The organism is Streptomyces daliensis (genome assembly GCF_054782395.1).
In genome coordinates, this window is sequence record NZ_BAAGSO010000015.1 from 46,617 (window position 1) to 64,658 (window position 18,042).

The window sequence follows — 18,042 nt, forward strand, 5'->3', positions numbered from 1 at the left end:
TTCACCTTCGAGGACGGGTGTCAGCCGTTGCGCTTCCAGCGCGGCTTGTCCGTGCGGCGCTCGAGGGGGCGTCCGCTACCGCGGTGCTCGCCGCCACGGTGGTCGTCGTGGCGGCCCGACGGGCGGCGCTGCTCGTGCGAGCGGTTGTTGTCGCGGCGGTCGCGGTTGTACGACGGGCGGTCGTCGCGACGGAACCCGCCGCGGTCGCCGCCGCGCTCGCCGTCACGGCGGTCGCGGTTGTACGACGGGCGGTCGTCACGGCGGAAGCCGCCGCGGTCGCCGCCACGGTCACCGTCGCGACGGTCGTCACGGCGGTACCCGCCGCGGTCGCCACGGTCACCGCCGCGGTCGCGGTTGTAGGACGGGCGGTCGCCGCGACGGTCGCCGCGGTCGCCGCCGCGCTCACCACGGTCACCGCGGTCGCCGCGCTGCGCCTCGCGCCGCTCGCGCTCTTCCCTGCGCTGCTCGCGGCGCAGCTCCTCCTCGGCCTCCGCCTCGACCTCGGCGGCCAGGGCCGCCTGGGCCTCGGCCACGGCGGTCTCGGGGTCGTCGCCTCGCTCGCGCGCCGCGCGCGCCGTCAGGCGCTCCGACTCCTCGCGCAGTTCCGTCGCGCGCTTCTGCGCACGCTCCAGCTGACGCGTGAGCTGAAGCGCCTCGCGCTCCGCCTGCTTGGCCGAGTTGGCGGCCGACTCGGCCTGCACCTCGGTGAGCGAGCGGGCGCCGGTGATGCGGGCCACGTCCTCGTCGAAGACGTCGCCGCGGCCGATGAGGTGGCGCGAGGCGTCGACGCCCGCGTCCTCCATCAGCCGGAAGATCTGGCGGCGCTGGTGCGGCAGCGCGAGCGAGACGACGGTGCCGGACTGGCCCGCGCGCGCTGTACGGCCCGAGCGGTGCAAATAGTCCTTGTGGTCCCCGGCCGGGTCGACGTTCAGGACGAGGTCGATGCCGTCGACGTGGATGCCGCGCGCGGCGACGTCCGTCGCGACGAGGGCGTTGACCTTGCCCTCCTTGAAGTCGGCGAGGGTGCGGGTGCGCGCGCCCTGGGTCATGCCGCCGTGCAGCGCGTCGGCGCGGACGCCCGACTCGCGCAGCTGCTCCGCGATGCGGTCGGCGCCGAGCTGGGTGCGGACGAAGATGATCGTGCGGCCCTTGCGCGCGGCGATGGCCGCGGTCACCGGGGCCTTGTCGCGCGGCTTCACGACGAGCACGTGGTGGGTCATCGTCGTGACGGCGCCCTGTGCCGCGTCGACCTCGTGGACGACCGGCTCGGTCAGGTAGCGCTTGACCAGGGTGTCGATCTCCTTCTCCATCGTCGCGGAGAAGAGCATCCGCTGGCCGCCCTTGGGCACCAGGTCCAGCAGCTCGGTGACCTCGGGCATGAAGCCGAGGTCGGCCATCTGGTCGGCCTCGTCGAGGATGGCGACCTCGACGTCGTCGAGGGAGCAGGCGCCGCGGTTGATCAGGTCGCGCAGGCGGCCCGGGGTAGCGACGAGGATGTCGACGCCGCGCTCCAGCGCCGACATCTGGTTGCCCATCGACGTGCCGCCGCAGACGACCTTGAGCTTGAGGTTGAGCACGTCACCGTACGGCTGGAGCGCGTCGGAGACCTGCATCGCCAGCTCGCGGGTGGGGGTGAGGATGACACCGCGGGGGCGCTTGCGCTCCGTACGGCCCTTGGTCAGGCGCTCCAGCAGCGGCAGACCGAAGGAGAGGGTCTTGCCGGAGCCGGTACGGCCGCGGCCGAGGATGTCCTTGCCCGCCAGCGCGTCCGGGATCGTCGCGGCCTGGATGGGGAAGGGGGTGGTGACGCCGTTCTGGGCGAGCTTGCGTACGACCTGCTCGGGGAGACCCAGATCACCGAAGGTGACGGTCTCCTCGTCCTCGGGCAGGACGGCGTCGGGGGTGGCAACAGACATGCGAAAAACGAACCTCTCGGAGTCATCGGCACGTGCCCAGACTCCGTGAATTCGCAAACGACCGCCTCAATGCGGTCAGCCACGGTCAGGCAGGAAACGCGCCATACGGCGCGCTCTGATGTGGGCGCCGGGCAAATGGGATCAAACGATCTACCAGCATACGCACCCCACGGCACAAGGCGCAAATGACGATCTCCGCGCCCTCCACCGCCCCTCGCGTCCCCCGCCGTCGCTGCCGCCTCCGCATGTCTCCGACGACCCTCCCGTCAGGCCGGGGAGGAGGAACCGCCGCCGCCCGCCCTGTCGCCGGAGTCCGGGCGCTGCGGGTCGTCCGTACGCGTGGGGGTCGGGCTCGGGGGCTCGGGCGCGCGTGTCGGCGTGGCCGTCGGCGAGCCGCCGCCAGAGCCGGAACCGGAGCCGGAGCCGGAGCCGGAGCCGGAGCCGGACCCGCCGCCTGAGGTGCCGGAAGTGCCGGAGTTCGGCGGCCTGTTGGGGTAGGTGGCGCGGGGTGGGACCTCGGAGGAGGGCCGGGTCCCCGCGTCCGCGCCGCCCCGTGAGCCCGAGCCGTCACGCGCTTCCCCGTCCTTGCCCGAGCCGTCGCGCTCGCCCTTGCCTCGCCCCTTGCCCGAGCGGCCCTTGCCGCGCTTGCCGCCTTTGCCTCGCGTCCCGCCCTCTCCGTCGTCGAACCGCTCGTGCCCGGTCTCGGCGACCCCGCCGTCGGGCGCGGGCTCCCCCGCGCTGCTCGTGCCTCCCCCGCGCCCGCCGGGCGCCGTACCGTCCTGCCCGTGCCCGCCGGAGCCGTGGACGGTCATGCAGCCGCTCACGCTCGCGAGTATCAGGGCGCCCGCCGTCGCCTTGAGCACGGCGGTGGTGGCAGAGACGGCGGGGGCAGGACGGAAACGGCGCACGATGGGGGACCTCCAGGCGCGGGCGTTCGGCCGAGTGGGCGCAGTGCCCAACTCCCCGTCACCCCAACAGGTCACGCGCGAGGGTCAGCCCGAGGAAGACCGCGCCCAGTCCGACGAGGACGGAGGCGACCGCGTTCGCCAGCGCGAGGAACCGCCAGCCGCGCTCGGCGAGCCGCAGTGTCTCGTACGAGAAGGTCGAGTACGTGGTCAGCGCGCCGCACAGCCCCGTGCCCAGCAGCGCCATCGTCCCCGACCCGGCGGCGCCCACGCTCGCCGCGCCCGTCAGCCCGCCCAGCACCAGGCTGCCCGCCGCGTTGACGGCGAACGTGCCCCAGGGGAAGACGGAGTCGTGGCGCGTCTGCACGGCGCGGTCGGCGAGGTAGCGGAGCGGGGCGCCGAGCGCGCCCCCCACGACGATGAGCAGCCAGGTCACCGTGCCGCCGCCCCCTTCGCGGCGCGCTGCTCCGTACGCCCCTGCGGCGCGTCGGGAGGGGGCGCTCCGCGACGGCCTTCGCGCCGGTCCAGCGCGGCGCGCGTGACCACGGCGGCCAGCCACACCGCGACCAGCGCGGCCACCAGCGTCCCGGCCAGATACGCGAGCGCCGTCCCGGCCCGCGCGGGGCCCTCCGCCAGCGGGCCGCGCTCCAGCAGGCGGGCCGCGTCGACCGCGTACGTCGAGAACGTCGTGAAGCCGCCCAGCACCCCCACCCCGAGGAACGGCCTGACCAGCGGATGCGTACGCGCGTCACGGGCGCGCTCGCTCACCAGCACCATCAGCACCCCGATGAGGGCGCAGCCCACGACGTTGACCAGAAAGACCCCCCACGGGAAGCCGCCCGCGCCTGCGGGGAGGGCCAGCGACACCGCGTAGCGCGCGACGGCGCCCAGCGCGCCGCCCGCCGCGATGACACCGAGCACGGGCCAGACGCGGCCCCTGGCGGTCTCGGCGCGGTGGGCGGGGACGTGCAGATCGACGTCGGCGTCCACCGCCTCCCCGGCCTCGGCGAGCGCCTCCCCGTCACGCGCCGCGCCATGGGCGTACCGCCAGCTCCCACCGTCCCGTCCGCCCCCGCCGTCCCGCGAGCTCACCCGTACCCCAGCGCGTGCAGCCGTTCGTCGTCGATGCCGAAGTGGTGGGCGATCTCGTGGACCACGGTCACCTCGACCTCGGCCACCACCAGCTCGTGATCGCCTCCCTCGGCCTCGACCATGCGCATGGTCGGCCCGCGGTACACCGTGATCCGGTCCGGCAGCACACCGGCGTACCACTCGCCCCGCTCGGTGAGCGGGGTCCCCTCGTAGAGGCCGAGCAGCTCGGGGTCCTCGGCCGGGGGCTCGTCCTCGACGAACACCGCGACGTTGTCCATGAGCCTCGTCAGCTCGGGCGGAATCCGGTCGAGCGCCTGCGCCACCAGTTCCTCGAACTCCTCGCGCGTCATCTCCTGCACCCGGCCATTGTCGGCCACCGCACCCCGCTCGCGCATGGGCACCCCGTACCGCCGCCTCCGGAGAGCCGCGGCGGTGCGGCCACGGCGCATAGTCGCACCGCCCCAAGGGCATACGGGGCCACATGGCCAGCGAAGCCAGCGAAGACAACAAGCCGGGCAATCCGCTCCACCCTCGCCACCCTCGCCACCCTCGCCACCCTCGCCGCCCCCGTCGCCTCCGCGCACGACGCCCTCGCACCCCGCGCCACCTGCGCCGCACCGCCACTGCCGTCGCTGCCGCCGCCAAGGCCGCCGCCGCGCCCGTCGTGACCGCCGCGCTCCGCTCGCGGCGGCTCGCCGACCCACTGCTCCGCCGCTACCGCTCCCACCACATCGCGCCCACCGCCCAACTGGCCCACACCCCGCACCCGTACTGGCGCTCGCTGGGCCTCGTCGCCGTCGTGCTGCTGGGCGCCTGGCTCGGGCTGCTGATCGTCGGCAACGTCCGCACGCCCGTGGGCCCCATGGACACCACCATGACCCTGCGCCCCTCCCTCACCGGGGGCACCAAGATCAACGTCTCGCCGCTCGGCGCGCTGGAGCTGCGCAGCCACTACGCGCCCATCCGGCTCGACGTCGACGTCGACCAGCTCGACCAGGAGCGCGCCACCGCCCTCGTGGACCACCCGGAGCGGATAGAGGGCCTCCAGGAGGAGATCGCCTCCGACGTGCGCTCCGGCACCCTCGGGCTCGCGCTGCGCTCCGCCGTCGCCGTCGTCCTGGGGGCCACGGCCCTCGGCCTCGCCGTCTACCGCCGCCCGCGCCGCGCCCTCGCCGCGGGCGGACTCGCGCTGACGCTGCTCGCGGTCTCCGGCGGTACGGCGCTGGCGACGTGGAACCCGAAGTCCGTCCTGGAGCCGAAGTTCTCCGGGCTGCTGGCGAGCGCACCGTCCGTCGTCGGCAACGCGCGCAGCATCGTCACCGACTTCGACGTCTACCAGCAGGAGCTGGCCCGCCTGGTCACCAACGTCTCCAAGCTCTACGAGACGACCTCCACCCTCCCCACGTACCAGCCCGACCCGACCACCACCCGCGTCCTGCACGTCTCGGACATCCATCTGAACCCGGCCGCCTGGCGCATCATCGAGTCGCTGGTGGACCAGTACGAGATCGACGTGATCATCGACTCCGGCGACACCATGGACCACGGCACGGCGGCCGAGAACGGCTTCCTGGAGCCGATCCCCGACCTGGGCGCGCCGTACGTCTGGGTGCGCGGCAACCACGACTCGGCCACCACCCAGAAGGCCGTCGAGAAGCTGGCCGACGACAGCCGCCGCGCCCGCGAGAAGGGCGGCGACGCCAACGAGGTCCACGTCCTCGACAACGGCGTCCCGGTCGACGTCGCCGGGCTGCGCCTCGCGGGCTGGGGCGATCCGCAGTTCACCCCGGACCGCTCGGTGGTGCCCGAGGGCGACCCGTCGGAGGAGAAGGCGGGCAAGGCCCTCGCGGTCGGCCTGCGCGCCCAGAAGGCAGCGGGCACGCCCGTCGACATCGCCGTCGGCCACAACCCCGTGCTCGCCGAACAGGCCGACGGCCTGGTCCCCCTCGCCCTGGCGGGCCACACCCACCAGCGCGACAACAAGGTACTGGCCCAGGGCACCCGGCTGATGGTCCAGGGCACCACCGGCGGCGGCGGACTGCGCGCGGTGGAGGGCGACGAGCCGCAGCAGGTCGAGGCGTCCGTCCTCTACCTGGACCGCGACAAGGACAGGCTCCAGGCGTGGGACGAGATCACCCTGGGCGGCCTGGGCCTCTCGACGGCCGAGGTCTCCCGCCACCTCCCCGAAGACGTCGAACCCGGCTCCTCCCCGACCCCCTCCCCCAGCGGCTCCCGTTAACCGTTTTGGCGATCCCCCTCGGTATCCCATATGCTTCTCACGTCCCCGACGGCGCTGACTGAGCGAAGAGGAAGCGCCCAGGTGGGCCATCAGCCCTCATCGTCTAGTGGCCCAGGACGCCGCCCTTTCAAGGCGGTAGCACGGGTTCGAATCCCGTTGGGGGCACGCACCATCCTGTGCGAGACTTGTCTCGCACAACGCAAGGTCCTGTGGAGCAGTTTGGAGTGCTCGCCACCCTGTCAAGGTGGAGGCCGCGGGTTCAAATCCCGTCAGGACCGCTGCGGCTGGGTAGCTCAGTTGGTACGAGCGTCCGCCTGAAAAGCGGAAGGTCGCCGGTTCGACCCCGGCCCCAGCCACACCGCATGAGCAGTAAGAAAGGCCCCGAGAGGTGATCCTCTCGGGGCCTTTCTGCTGGGCGTGACATCACCACCTGACATCAGTGGGTCGGGAAAGGCTCAGGAAAGCTGGCTGCTCAGCTTGTCCAGAGCGCGCCGCTTCTCGTCCAGCGACGCGTGAGCGTAGACCTTCCGCAGACCACGCACGGCCCCACACCTCGGCAGGCAGTCGCCCACCTCGGCCAAACGCGGCCCCTAGCCCTGCCGGGTCGGTGAGTTTGCCCGTGCCGTCTGGGCGTTCCAGCCAGCACATGCCCTGTGTCCCGTGCTCTGGCGATGGGCAGAGCAGCGGCCAGCCCTTCTCGTGCACGGTCAACTGGGCGAGGTCGGCCAGGTGCGAGTGGGCGTCGGGTGGGACCAGCCACCAGGCGCGCTCCGTCTCCGGGTGGGCGAGGACCGGGCCGAGCAGGTCCGCGCGGGAGAGGGGTTCCATGGCGCGGACGCTGCGCAGCAGGTCCGCTTCGACAGCCGCCCAGTAGGGGCCGGTGGGGATACGGGCGAGTTCGTCCCGGGCCCAGGCGGCGAAGACCGCGTCCGGGGTGGGTGAGCAGTGGGCGAGCCAGTCCGCGCCGCGAATCGCGTCCGTCATGACGCGGCGGTCGAGCTGCGCGGCCAGTACCTCGCGGGGGCAGACCCGCACGTACAGTGCGCCCTCCCACACCAGCACGCGGAACTCGCGGCCCTGCTCGTACAGGGCATCCTGACGGCGGATGCGAGCGTTGACCGCTTCCTCGGTGTCGCGCGGGGTGGTGCGGAACGCCGCGTACCGGCTCAGCACGCTACGAGCGTAGTCGGCGGTCTGGAACATGCCGGGGATCACGCAGGCTTCGAAGCCCCGCGTCAGGCGTGTGCGTTGTGTCTCGGTGATGCCCGCTTCCTGCCGTGGCCGGTGTCCGGCCGAGAGCTGCCGGCGCCACGAGCGGTACAGGGTCTCCAGTCCCCGCAGACGCCCCCGTAGCTCCGTGGCGCGCTCCGGCTGTCCGACGGCCGCTGACCAGGCGTCCAGATCGGCAGCCGTGGGGTTCTGCTTGCCGTTCTCCAGTCGGGAGATTTTGGACGCCTGCCAGCCGAGCCGGGCGGCGAGCTGCCGACCGTTCAGCCCGGCCTCGGTGCGCAGCTCGCGCAGCCGCAGGCCGAGCGCGACGCGGGCGGTCTGGAAGTCGGTGCTCACATCGAGGAACGTACCCGCCGTACCACCTCGGCAGCGGGCTGTGCGGGGGCCGTGGCCAGCGCCTGGATACGGCGGGCGGCGTCGACTTCGGCGGGGTCCTGACGCAGCTCCATGCCCAGCGAGATGTCACCGTCGTAGTGGAAGAGCCCGAGCGTGCGGGAGTCGAAGAGCCAGAAGTCCCGCATGGAGACGCCGAGCCCGTCCGCCTCCGCACGGGGCAGGTAGCGGATGTCCTCGCCCGCCTCGACGCTGTCGAGCACGTCCTCCAGCAACCACCGCTGATAGTCGGTGGGCGGCTGGTCCAGCACACGCACCCGCCCCACCCGCTTCCCTTCCTCGCGCAGGGCGCGCATCGTCACCAGCCACGGGCGGTCCAGATCCCGGCAGGGCGGCTCTCCCCGCAGGAACCGCTGGAAGTCCTCCGACTCGTGGGGCACCCCGTAGGCGCGACGCGTCTCCCACCGCCAGGCGGTCTCCTCGAACCCGTCGCGGAAGAAAGCGGTGATGGCCGGGCCAGCGATCAGCTCGGACACACGGTCACCCCTTCGGCGCGAAGCGCGTCAGCAACTCGGCCGGGACGATCACGCACGTCTCGGACGCCTTGACGTCGCGGAGCTGGGCGAGATGGTCAGGGTCGGTGAGACGGTCGCCCTGGACGACGATGTTCCCTGTCTCCGTGTCCCGGTACAGCGTGGGGCAGTCCCCGTCCTTCGACGTGGTCCCCAGGAACTCAAGCGCCACCGTTGCCTCCCTCGTCGGCGTACCGGGGACCAGGATGCGGGCCATGAAGCGGGCGCGCTGCGGGATTGCCGGGGATTGCGCCTACGCACGTCGCCCGACGATGTTGCGCGCAACCTCTGACCACTCCCGAAGCCGTACGCCACCCCGTACGCCAACAGCGGCGTACAACCCCACACGCGGCAGGATCACGGATGCCGCCGCTTCCTGCCCAGCTCAGGCATGGTCCCGGCCTGAAAAGCGGAAGGTCGCCGGTTCGACCCCGGCCCCAGCCACACCGCATGAGCAGTGAGCAGCCCCGGACGGGAATCCCGTCCGGGACTTCTTGCTGCACTGTGTCGTGACGGCCGTGCCGGAGCCGTACGCGATGCCGCCCGGTACGCCGATGCGCCGGGCCACACGTACGGGAACTCAGGCCAGGGCCCGCAGCGCTGCGGCTGAGCCGACCAGCCCTTCTCTTTCCAACGAGGCGATCACGTCTGCGACCACGGCGTTCGGCGGGCTCTTCCGGGCATCCGCAATCTGCGTCAGCACCACGAACACCAACTGGGGCGAGAGATCCACTTGCGCTTCGATGAACGCGTCCGGGTGGACGGCCTGCACGTCCCACACCGATAACTTCCCCGCTGGAAAGTCCCTCAGATTGAATGTGACGATGACCTGCGCTTTCGCCCGAACCGCGCCCGCCATCAGCTCCCGCGTCCGGTCCAGCTTGTGCGGCTCGGTGTCGGGCCGGTTCTCCTTGAGGTTGCGGAAGGTCTCGTCAAGGATCTGGTCCGTCCACTTCGCCTGCACGTGAAGGCCATGCCCTAGATCGGTCCCATCTCCTGGCCGAGCTGCGTGAGTTCGTCGGCCACCAGCCGACGACGATGATCGTCCTTGCGCTGATACTCCAGCAGGGACGACGCGGTGATTCTGCGGTGCGTGCCAACGGTCCGGTACTCGATCTCTCCTGCGTCCAGCAGGCCGATGAGGAAGGGCCGGGACACATTGAGCAGGTCAGCGGCCTGCTGAGTGGTGAGTTCGGCATCGGACGGAACGATGGACACGGCCCGGCCCGCGCCGAGGTGGGCGAGGAGCGAAGCGAGGAGTTCAACGGCCTCACGGGGGAGGGTCAGGGGTTCACGATCACCGGCGTCCTGAACGTTGACCTTCATCTGGGACGCGTCCTGGTGTTCCGCCAGATATGACCGGACCCTCACGAAGGCATGGTTCGCGGTTTCCTGCTTGTCGTCCGGGAGCTTCACCGGGCGGATATCGATCTTGGACATGAGCGCGCCCCTATGTGCGGTAGGTGGTGCGGGAGATCTCTTCATCGCGGTCGGCACTACCCAGCTAGTAGCAGTATCCGCAATATTCGAAACAACCGCAACAACCCCACCCCCTCACCCCTCCGCGTGGGCCCCGTTCTTCGGGCGGCCACCCGGGTGGCGGTGGCGCCAGAGCCAGAAGACGGTGCAGGAGACCACCGCCCACGCGGCCAGTACCAGGTAGGGCTGGATGTGCTGGTAGCCGGGGAAGTAGACGGCCGTGTGCTGGGCGTTGACCGAGGCGCCAGGGGGGAGCCAGCGGCCGATCGTGCCCAGGACCGAGGGGAGCAGGGGCCAGGAGACCGCGCCGCCCGACGAGGGGTTGCCCAGCAGCACCATCAGGCCCCAGGTGGGGATCATCGCCCAGCGCCCGAAGAGCGTGTTGAACATGGTGAAAACCATGCCCGACGTGAACATCGTCAGCGCCAGGATCAGCCAGGACTGCACGAAGGGGAGCTGTACCGCGTCCAGCCCCCAGTCCACGATCGCGGCGATCACGAAGCCGCCGAGCAGCGCGTAGGCGACGGTGAAGGCGATGCGTTCGGGCGGGTTGAGGGCGCGGGCGTGGACGCTGAGCTGGATGGCGCCGACGAAACCGATGATCACGGCCGCGAGGGAGATGTAGAAGATCGCCAGGCCGCGCGGGTCGCCCTTGGCCAGCGGTTTGAGGTCCTTCACCGTCACGTCCACGCCCACGGCCTTGCCCACCTTCGGGCCGGCCTTCTCCAGCAGTTGCGCGACGGAGGCGCCCGAGGCGCTGGAGATGTCCATCTCCACGCGCCCCTTCTTCTCCACCCGGAGGACGGTGAAGACCTCCTGCGCCTCGACGGCCTGCTCGGCCTTCTCGTCCGTCGGATAGCGGCGCACCTCCAGCGAGGAGCCCAGCGCCTTCTCCATCCCGGCGGTGAAGGCGCGGGCCTCCCGCTGGCTGTCCACGGTGCCGACCACGGCCATGGGGATGTGGTGCGGGGTCGGGTCGGCCATGGCGTAGGTGTACGAACCGGCGAAGAGGCCCGCCGCCGCCGCGACGATCAGCACCAGCACCGTCGCGGGGAAGAACGGCGAGTCCTTGAACGTCCGCCATGCGGCGCCCCTGGCGGGCCGGCGTCCATGTGCTCCGTGGGGAGGGTGGTGCTGCTCGCTCATGAACGTCACATTAAGTGCGGCTTCGCACCTTTTCTCATGGAAGCGGTGCGGATGGCGGATGAGGGGGCGGGGGATGACAGGTGAGGGTTACGGGTCCGTACGGGCGGCCCCGTTCCGTCGCCGCCGGCCCCAGCGGCCGAGCGCCACCGCCGCCACGCCCACCCCGATACCGGCCAGCAGGAGGGCGTCGGGCACCGCGTTCCCCGCGCGTTCCGCCCAGCGCTCGGCCGCGAACGCGCTGTCCACGTCGAGCAGCCCCGGCAGCGCCGACGTGCCGTCGTAGGCCAGGAACAGGGCGCCGAGCAGGATGAAGAAGCCCCCGGACAGCAGCGAGGTGGTGTGCAGCCGCAACCGTCCCACGTGCAGTTCCCTGCCCCGCAGCCAGCGCCTGCGGCCCAGGTCGAGCCGGTCCCACAGCAGCGCGAGCAGGAACAGGGGCACCGCCATGCCCAGCGCGTACACCGCCAGCAGCAGTCCCCCGTAGAAGGGGTTGCCGCTCACGGCGGCCACGGTCAGCACGCTGCCGAGGATGGGCCCCGCGCAGAACCCGGCGAGGCCGTAGACCGCGCCGAGCGCGTAGACGGAGAGGGCCGTGGTGGGCCTGATACGGCCCGAGACCTCCCGCAGCTTCCGCGGCGCGAAGCCCATGCCCAGGATCTGGAGGACGCCGAGCGCGATAATCAGCCAGCCGCCGACGGAGACGAGGGTGTCGCGGTGCCCGTAGAAGAGGCGTCCGGCGTACGAGCCCGCGGCGCCGAGGGGGACGAGGGTGGTGGCGAGGCCGAGGTAGAAGACACTCGTACGGGCGACGAGCCTGCCCGTCGAGTCGATGGAGTACGCGAAGAAGGCCGGGAGCAGCAGGGCGCTGCACGGGCTGAGCAGGGCGAGCAGGCCGCCGAGGAAGGCGGCGAGGTAGCCGACGTCGGTCACTGGTCCTTCCCCTTGTCGCTCTCGCCCTCGCCGCTGCCGTCGTCCTCTTCCTTTCCGCCGCCGGTCTTCGCGTCCGTGCCCTTCTTCTTCGCCGCCTTCGCGGCGCGCTCGATCGCGTCCGTGAACACCTCGTCGGGCTGGGCTCCGGCGATCGGCTCGCCGTTGACGAGGAAGGCGGGGGTGCTGCTGGCGCCGAGCCCGTAGCCCTCCTCCTGGTCGCGGCCGAGCGCCTTCTGGGCCGCGCTGCTCTCGCGGTCGCGGTCGAAGCGGTCCAGGTCGGGCACGCCCGCCTGCTTCGCGAAGGCCCGCAGCCGCTTCTCGCCGAACCCCTTCTCCTTGGCCTTCTCGTCCGCGTAGACGGCCTCGTGGAACTGCCAGAAGCGGCCCTGCTGGCCCGCGGCCCAGCCCGCGAGCGCCGCCTCTTCGGAGCCCTTGCCGAAGATGGGGAAGTTGCGCCACTCGATGCGCAGCACGCCCGCCTCGACGTACTCCTTCACCAGCTTCGGCTCGGTGTCCCTGGCGAACTTGCCGCAGAAGGAGCAGCCGAAGTCCGCGTACTCGATCATCACGACCGGCGCGTCCTTCTTCCCCATCGCCAACGGGTCGCCGTCGGCCCGCCTGGCGAGCGCCATCAGCTCGGGCGAGCCACCGGAGGCGGAGTCGTCCGACTCGACGGTGGCGTTGCCACCGTTGCCCGAGGCTCCGCCGCCGCCCTGGACGGCGAACTGCGACAGCCACCCGGCCAGCAGCGCGACCACCGCGACGATCACACCGATGACGACGCCCTTGCGGGAGCCGGGACGGGAGGACGGCGGCCGGGACGGCGTACGGGAGGGGAAGGGGGAGGAGGACGAGGGAGAAGGAGAGGAGGACTTGGACATACGGGTCTCCTGAGCGTGAGAAGCGGAGCGAAGTGGGAAAGCCGTGCCGAGTGCCGCGCTGAGCTGCGCTGACGGCTGACGGCTGACAGATCCGGGGAGGGCAGGGCGACGTGACCCGCGTACGGGCATGCGTCACGAGCCCCCCGGCGCTTCTACACGCGCAGGACGGAGAGGCCGACGGGAGTGGGCGGCGCCAGCGGAGAGGGCCCGCGCACGGGCGGGCGGGCGTGGGCCGCGTCGAGCGCGCTGTGCGACGCGGGCAGCGGGCACTCGCTGAGCACCAGCGGCTGGCTCTGCGGAGCGCCGCCACGGGTCGCGGGGAGGGAACCGTCGCCGCCCTGCGAACGGTGGCATCCCGGAGCGCCGGGGTCGTGGGGCGCCTTGTCTCCGCCATCGGCCAGGACAGCGGTTCCGACGGTTCCAGAGGCGCCGGAGGTTTCGGATGCGACGGCGCCAGAGGTGACCGCACCAGAGGTGACGGAGCCGGAGGTGACCGCACCGGACACGCCCTGTCCGGAGGACCCCGTGGCCGTCGCCTTCGGCGTCAACAGGGCGCACAGCGCCACCAGCAGCCCCACGAGCACGACGGCCGTCGAGCGGCTCCGCGTGCTGCTGCGGGTCATGACGGCGAAACCTCCGGAACCTCTCGCGCTGGCTGCCAACGGCTGCCGCTGTCCGCTGCTGACTCGGGCCAGCCTACGCAGAAGAGGCCGGGCCGTGCCGCCAGGCACCCCGCCACCCCGCGCCCAGGGGGACGCCCCCGCACCGCTCCGGGCCCGCCCCACCCCCCGCCCCGCAACCCCCGCGGCGCACCCGTACGACCCCGCCCGTCCCCCCGTCGCCGGGCAATTCGTTCGCCAGTCGATTCGGGGAGGTGCGATCCTGGATCAGGTATGCCGACTTCCACGCCTCCTTCCCCCGACGCTCCTGGCGCTCCCGGCGCTCCCGGCGCCCTGCGCGAGCGCCTGCCCGAGCTGATGCTGCGCGACCGGCAGCGGCTGGGCCGCCGTCTCGACGGCGCGCGGAGGATCCGCAAGCCCGAGGCACGGGCCGCCGTGCTGTCCGAGATCGCCGCCGCGATGGACGAGTCCGAGCTGCGGGTCGAGTCGCGGCGCGAGGCCGTGCCTCGGATCACGTATCCCGAGCAGCTGCCCGTCAGCCAGAAGAAGGACGAGATCCTGGAGGCGATACGCGACCACCAGGTCGTGATCGTCGCGGGCGAGACGGGCTCCGGGAAGACGACGCAGATCCCCAAGATCTGCATGGAGCTGGGCCGTGGCATCCACGGCGTCATCGGCCACACCCAGCCGCGCCGCATCGCGGCCCGCACGGTCGCCGAGCGCGTCGCCGACGAGCTGAACTCGCCGCTGGGCGAGACCGTCGGCTGGAAGGTCCGCTTCACCGACCAGGTCAAGGGGCACACCCTGGTCAAGCTGATGACGGACGGCATCCTGCTCGCCGAGATCCAGCAGGACCGCGAGCTGCTCCAGTACGACACGATCATCATCGACGAGGCGCACGAGCGCAGCCTCAACATCGACTTCCTGCTCGGCTATCTCGCGCAACTCCTGCCGAGACGGCCCGAGCTGAAGGTGATCATCACCTCGGCGACGATCGACCCCGAGCGCTTCTCGCGCCACTTCGGGGATGCCCCGATCGTGGAGGTTTCGGGCCGTACGTATCCCGTAGAGGTGCGCTACCGCCCCCTCCTCGAAGAGGACAGCGAGTCCCCCGACCGCGATCAGGTCACCGCGATCTGCGACGCCGTCGACGAGCTGCGCCGCGAGGCCCCCGGCGACATCCTGGTGTTCCTCTCCGGAGAGCGCGAGATCCGCGACACGGCGGACGCGCTCCAGAAGAAACAGCTCCCCGGGACCGAGGTCCTGCCCCTGTACGCGCGCCTCTCGCACGCCGAGCAGCACCGCGTCTTCCAACGCCATTCGGGCCGCCGCATCGTGCTGGCCACGAACGTGGCCGAGACCTCGCTGACGGTCCCCGGCATCAAGTACGTGATCGATCCGGGCACGGCCCGCATCTCGCGCTACAGCCACCGCACCAAGGTCCAGCGCCTCCCCATCGAGCCCGTCAGCCAGGCCAGCGCCAACCAGCGCAAGGGCCGCTGCGGGCGTACGTCGGACGGCATCTGCGTCCGGCTGTACTCGGAGGAGGACTTCCTCTCGCGCCCCGAGTTCACGGACGCGGAGATCCTCCGTACGAACCTCGCCTCCGTCATCCTCCAGATGGCCGCCGCCGGGCTCGGCGACATCGAGAAGTTCCCCTTCATCGACCCCCCGGAGCACCGCAGCATCAAGGCTGGCGTCCAGTTGCTGGAGGAGCTGCACGCGCTCGACGGCAAGCAGAAGGACCCCAAGGCCCGCCTGACGCCGACGGGCAGGAAGCTCGCGCAGCTCCCCGTCGACCCCCGGCTGGCCCGCATGGTCCTGGAGGCCGACCGCAACGGCTGTGCCCGCGAGGTCATGGTCATCGCGGCGGCGTTGTCCATCCAGGACCCCCGCGAGCGGCCCTCGGACAAGCAGCAGCAGGCCGACCAGCAGCACGCCAGGTTCAAGGACGAGACGAGCGACTTCCTCGCGCTGCTGAACCTGTGGCGGTATGTGCGCGAGCAGCAGAAGGCGCTGTCCTCGTCGGCCTTCCGCCGCGCCTGCAAGTCCGAGTTCCTGAACTACCTGCGCATACGCGAATGGCAGGACATCTACACGCAGTTGCGCCAGGTCGCCAAGACCATGGGCATCGCCCTGAACGAGCAGGACGCTGACCCGGACCGCGTCCACCAGTCGCTGATGGCGGGGCTGCTCTCGCACATCGGGCTCAAGGAGGGCGAGAAGAACGAGTATCTGGGCGCCCGTGGCACGAAGTTCGCGGTCTTCCCAGGCTCGGCCCTCTTCAAGAAGGCCCCCCGCTGGATCATGTCGGCCGAGCTGGTCGAGACGTCGCGGCTGTGGGCCCGCGTCAACGCGAAGGTCGAGCCCGAGTGGATCGAGCCCCTCGCCGAGCACCTGATCAAGCGCACGTACAGCGAGCCGCACTGGGAGCAGAAGCAGGCGGCCGTGATGGCGTACGAGCGGGTGACTCTCTACGGCGTCCCCGTCGTCGCGCAGCGCAAGGTCAACTACGGGCGGATCGATCCGGAGACCTCCCGCGACCTGTTCATCCGCAACGCGCTGGTCGAGGGCGACTGGCGCACGCACCACCAGTTCTTCCATGACAATCGCAAACTCCTCGGCGAGGTCGAGGAGCTGGAGCACCGGGCCCGCCGCCGCGACATCCTCGTGGACGACGAGACGCTCTACGACTTCTACGACCAGCGCGTCCCCGAGGACATCGTCTCCGGGGCTCACTTCGACGCGTGGTGGAAGAAGCAGCGCCGCGAGGACCCGGACCTGCTCAACTTCGAGAAGTCCATGCTCATCAACGAGCGGGCCGGCGAGGTCTCCAAGGACGACTACCCGGACGTGTGGTGGCAGGGCGAGCTGCGGTTCAAGGTCACTTACCAGTTCGAGCCGGGCGCCGACGCGGACGGCGTCACCGTCCACGTCCCGCTCCAGGTCCTCAACCAGGTCACGGCCGAGGGCTTCGACTGGCAGATCCCGGGCCTGCGCGAGGACCTGGTCACCGAGCTGATCCGCTCCCTGCCCAAGCCCGTACGCCGCCACTACGTCCCGGCGCCCAACTTCGCCAAGCGCTTCCTGGCCGCCTTCCCCGCCGCCTCGGGCGAGGGCGCGCCGCCCTTCCAGGAGCCCGTGACGGTCACGCTGGCGCGCGAGCTGAGGCGCATGGTCGGCGTCCCCGTGTCCGCCGAGGACTTCGACCTCGGCAAGGTGCCCGACCATCTGCGGGTCACCTTCCGGGTCGTCGACGAGCGGCGCAAGAAGCTGGCCGAGTCCAAGGACCTGGAGGAGTTGCAGCTCAAGCTCAAGGACCAGACCCAGGCCGCCATCACCCGCGCCTTCGAGTCCTCCACGAGGGAGCAGGCCCGCAAGGGCGGGAAGCGTGGCGGACGGGGCCGCGGCGGCGCCCAGGACGCCGCGGGAGCGCCCGGCGGCCCGTCGGGCGCTCCGGGGGCCGAGGAGGCCGCAGAAGGCGCTCAGGGCGACGGAAGCGCGGGCCCCGCGCCGTCCCCGCTCTCGCAGCGCACCGGCCTGACCACCTGGACCCTGGGCACCCTCCCGCGCACCTTCGAGACGCGCCGCGCCGGCCACCCCGTGAAGGCGTATCCGGCGCTGGTGGACGACGGCGACTCGGTGTCCGTGCGCCTCTTCGACACCGAGGCCGAACAGCGTCAGGCCATGTGGCCGGGCACGCGCAGGCTGATCCTGCTCAACATCCCGTCGGACCCGGCCAAGTTCGCCGCCTCCAAGCTGTCCAACCCGCAGAAGCTCGCCCTCTCCCGCTCCCCGCACGGCAGCGTCCAGGCCCTCTTCGAGGACTGCGTCACGGCCTCGACGGACCGCCTCATCGCGGCACACGGCGGACCCGCCTGGGACGAGGAGTCGCACCAGAAGCTGTTCGACGCGGTACGGGCCGATCTCGTCGACGCCACCCTGCGGACGGTGAAGCAGGTCCAAGAGGTGCTGGCCGCCTGGCACTCGTGCGAGCAGCGGCTGCGCGGCATCAAGAGCCCGGTGCTGCTGCCGTCCCTCACGGACGTCAAGGAGCAGCTCACGGCCCTGATCTGCCCGGGCTTCGTGACCCTGCACGGGGCCTCCAGGCTGCCGGACCTGCTGCGCTATCTCGTCGCGGCCGACCGCCGCCTCCAGCAGCTCCCCTCCAACGCCGAGCGCGACCGCACCCGGATGGCGAAGGTGCACGAGATGCGCGACGAGTACCTGTGGCTGCTGGAGCAGTTCCCCAGGGGGCGGCCGGTGCCCAAGGCGGCGCGGGACATCCGCTGGATGATCGAGGAACTGCGGGTCAGCTACTTCGCGCACGCGCTGGGTACGGCGTATCCCGTCTCGGACAAACGCATCATGAAGGCCGTGGACGCGGCGGCCCCTCCGGGAGCGTGAGGCCGGGCCGGAGGAGGCGCGGGAGGAGCCTGGGAAGGGTGGGTGACGGGCGCGGGAGGCGGCTCCCGGACGCGTAACGCCCTCGTCGCGCAACGTGAGTTCGCTTCGCCCTCTGACCTGCTGTAAAGTCTCGTCTCGCGCCGAGCGCGCAGAGCAAGGTCCTGTGGAGCAGTTTGGAGTGCTCGCCACCCTGTCAAGGTGGAGGCCGCGGGTTCAAATCCCGTCAGGACCGCACGAGATGAGAAGGGCCCGCCCCCGCGAGAGGGGCGGGCCCTTCCGCTGTTCCCCCTCT

General features: G+C 71.5%; 16 protein-coding genes and 4 tRNA genes. 6 read left to right on the forward strand and 14 right to left on the reverse strand.

The window, feature by feature from the left end; all coding sequences use genetic code 11:
• Positions 1 to 20: 20 nt before the first annotated feature.
• The 5 genes from ACYVOO_RS04310 to ACYVOO_RS04330 form a co-directional block, all read right to left on the reverse strand.
• The gene (locus tag ACYVOO_RS04310) at positions 21 to 1,916 is read right to left on the reverse strand and encodes a DEAD/DEAH box helicase (protein WP_461014304.1); all 1,896 of its coding nucleotides are present in this window, start codon (positions 1,914 to 1,916) and stop codon (positions 21 to 23) included.
• A gap of 266 nt (positions 1,917 to 2,182) precedes the next feature.
• The gene (locus tag ACYVOO_RS04315) at positions 2,183 to 2,824 is read right to left on the reverse strand and encodes a hypothetical protein (RefSeq protein WP_461014305.1); all 642 of its coding nucleotides are present in this window, start codon (positions 2,822 to 2,824) and stop codon (positions 2,183 to 2,185) included.
• Between the two features lie 58 nt (positions 2,825 to 2,882).
• Positions 2,883 to 3,257: a fluoride efflux transporter CrcB gene (gene crcB, locus ACYVOO_RS04320; RefSeq protein ID WP_461014306.1), complete on the reverse strand. Its 375-nt coding sequence runs from the start codon at positions 3,255 to 3,257 to the stop codon at positions 2,883 to 2,885.
• Positions 3,254 to 3,811 (reverse strand): fluoride efflux transporter CrcB, encoded by a 558-nt coding sequence (gene crcB / locus ACYVOO_RS04325; protein ID WP_461014369.1) that lies wholly within the window; start codon positions 3,809 to 3,811, stop codon positions 3,254 to 3,256. Before crcB (ACYVOO_RS04325) ends, crcB (ACYVOO_RS04320) begins: the two co-directional genes overlap by 4 nt.
• A 98-nt stretch (positions 3,812 to 3,909) precedes the next feature.
• A complete protein-coding gene (locus tag ACYVOO_RS04330) occupies positions 3,910 to 4,272 on the reverse strand; it encodes a metallopeptidase family protein (protein WP_453349409.1) in 363 nt (120 codons plus the stop codon).
• A 122-nt stretch (positions 4,273 to 4,394) separates the two neighbouring features.
• Between ACYVOO_RS04330 and ACYVOO_RS04335 the strand changes: the two genes are divergently transcribed.
• The 4 genes from ACYVOO_RS04335 (at position 4,395) to ACYVOO_RS04350 (ending at position 6,508) form a co-directional block, all read left to right on the forward strand.
• Positions 4,395 to 6,152: a metallophosphoesterase family protein gene (locus ACYVOO_RS04335; protein WP_461014307.1), complete on the forward strand. Its 1,758-nt coding sequence runs from the start codon at positions 4,395 to 4,397 to the stop codon at positions 6,150 to 6,152.
• A 92-nt stretch (positions 6,153 to 6,244) separates the two neighbouring features.
• Positions 6,245 to 6,317: transfer RNA gene (locus ACYVOO_RS04340), tRNA-Glu, on the forward strand.
• Between the two features lie 38 nt (positions 6,318 to 6,355).
• Positions 6,356 to 6,430: transfer RNA gene (locus ACYVOO_RS04345), tRNA-Asp, on the forward strand.
• 4 nt (positions 6,431 to 6,434) lie between these two features.
• Positions 6,435 to 6,508, forward strand: a tRNA-Phe gene (locus tag ACYVOO_RS04350).
• A gap of 67 nt (positions 6,509 to 6,575) precedes the next feature.
• On the opposite strand, the gene ACYVOO_RS04355 is transcribed toward ACYVOO_RS04350, so the two are convergent.
• From ACYVOO_RS04355 to ACYVOO_RS04395, 9 genes are all read right to left on the reverse strand, one after another.
• Positions 6,576 to 7,718 (reverse strand): Scr1 family TA system antitoxin-like transcriptional regulator, encoded by a 1,143-nt coding sequence (locus tag ACYVOO_RS04355; protein ID WP_461014308.1) that lies wholly within the window; start codon positions 7,716 to 7,718, stop codon positions 6,576 to 6,578.
• Positions 7,715 to 8,251 carry a DUF6879 family protein gene (locus tag ACYVOO_RS04360; RefSeq protein ID WP_461014309.1) on the reverse strand — a complete coding sequence of 179 codons (537 nt, stop codon included), beginning with the start codon at positions 8,249 to 8,251 and terminating at the stop codon, positions 7,715 to 7,717. The genes ACYVOO_RS04355 and ACYVOO_RS04360 overlap by 4 nt, the downstream gene beginning before the upstream one ends.
• Before the next feature lie 4 nt (positions 8,252 to 8,255).
• Positions 8,256 to 8,459 carry a hypothetical protein gene (locus ACYVOO_RS04365; protein WP_461014310.1) on the reverse strand — a complete coding sequence of 68 codons (204 nt, stop codon included), beginning with the start codon at positions 8,457 to 8,459 and terminating at the stop codon, positions 8,256 to 8,258.
• A 408-nt stretch (positions 8,460 to 8,867) separates the two neighbouring features.
• Positions 8,868 to 9,251, reverse strand: a complete 384-nt coding sequence (locus ACYVOO_RS04370) for a hypothetical protein (protein ID WP_461014311.1) — start codon at positions 9,249 to 9,251, stop codon at positions 8,868 to 8,870.
• A 14-nt stretch (positions 9,252 to 9,265) separates the two neighbouring features.
• On the reverse strand, positions 9,266 to 9,727 hold the full coding sequence (locus tag ACYVOO_RS04375) for a helix-turn-helix domain-containing protein (protein WP_461014312.1): 462 nt from the start codon (positions 9,725 to 9,727) through the stop codon (positions 9,266 to 9,268).
• Between the two features lie 114 nt (positions 9,728 to 9,841).
• The gene (locus ACYVOO_RS04380; RefSeq protein ID WP_461014313.1) at positions 9,842 to 10,912 is read right to left on the reverse strand and encodes an ABC transporter permease; all 1,071 of its coding nucleotides are present in this window, start codon (positions 10,910 to 10,912) and stop codon (positions 9,842 to 9,844) included.
• An 87-nt stretch (positions 10,913 to 10,999) separates the two neighbouring features.
• Positions 11,000 to 11,842 carry a cytochrome c biogenesis CcdA family protein gene (locus ACYVOO_RS04385; RefSeq protein ID WP_461014314.1) on the reverse strand — a complete coding sequence of 281 codons (843 nt, stop codon included), beginning with the start codon at positions 11,840 to 11,842 and terminating at the stop codon, positions 11,000 to 11,002.
• Complete coding sequence (locus ACYVOO_RS04390; protein ID WP_461014315.1) at positions 11,839 to 12,723, reverse strand: DsbA family protein; 885 nt, start codon at positions 12,721 to 12,723, stop codon at positions 11,839 to 11,841. Before ACYVOO_RS04390 ends, ACYVOO_RS04385 begins: the two co-directional genes overlap by 4 nt.
• Positions 12,724 to 12,875: 152 nt before the next feature.
• Positions 12,876 to 13,346, reverse strand: coding sequence for a hypothetical protein (locus ACYVOO_RS04395; protein ID WP_461014316.1), 471 nt, complete (start codon positions 13,344 to 13,346; stop codon positions 12,876 to 12,878).
• A 270-nt stretch (positions 13,347 to 13,616) separates the two neighbouring features.
• On the opposite strand from ACYVOO_RS04395, the gene hrpA reads away from it, so the two are divergent.
• Both hrpA and ACYVOO_RS04405 read left to right on the forward strand, forming a co-directional pair.
• Positions 13,617 to 17,750 (forward strand): ATP-dependent RNA helicase HrpA, encoded by a 4,134-nt coding sequence (gene hrpA / locus ACYVOO_RS04400; RefSeq protein WP_461014317.1) that lies wholly within the window; start codon positions 13,617 to 13,619, stop codon positions 17,748 to 17,750.
• Between the two features lie 157 nt (positions 17,751 to 17,907).
• A tRNA-Asp gene (locus ACYVOO_RS04405) sits at positions 17,908 to 17,982 on the forward strand.
• Positions 17,983 to 18,042 lie beyond the last annotated feature (60 nt).

Coding starts and splice junctions, on each gene's coding strand:
- ACYVOO_RS04310 (WP_461014304.1), bottom strand. CDS start 1,916: ATGTCTGTTGCCACCCCCGACGCCGTCCTGCCCGAGGACGAGGAGACC.
- ACYVOO_RS04335 (WP_461014307.1), top strand. CDS start 4,395: ATGGCCAGCGAAGCCAGCGAAGACAACAAGCCGGGCAATCCGCTCCAC.
- ACYVOO_RS04375 (WP_461014312.1), bottom strand. CDS start 9,727: ATGTCCAAGATCGATATCCGCCCGGTGAAGCTCCCGGACGACAAGCAG.
- ACYVOO_RS04380 (WP_461014313.1), bottom strand. CDS start 10,912: ATGAGCGAGCAGCACCACCCTCCCCACGGAGCACATGGACGCCGGCCC.
- ACYVOO_RS04390 (WP_461014315.1), bottom strand. CDS start 12,723: ATGTCCAAGTCCTCCTCTCCTTCTCCCTCGTCCTCCTCCCCCTTCCCC.
- ACYVOO_RS04395 (WP_461014316.1), bottom strand. CDS start 13,346: ATGACCCGCAGCAGCACGCGGAGCCGCTCGACGGCCGTCGTGCTCGTG.
- hrpA (WP_461014317.1), top strand. CDS start 13,617: ATGCCGACTTCCACGCCTCCTTCCCCCGACGCTCCTGGCGCTCCCGGC.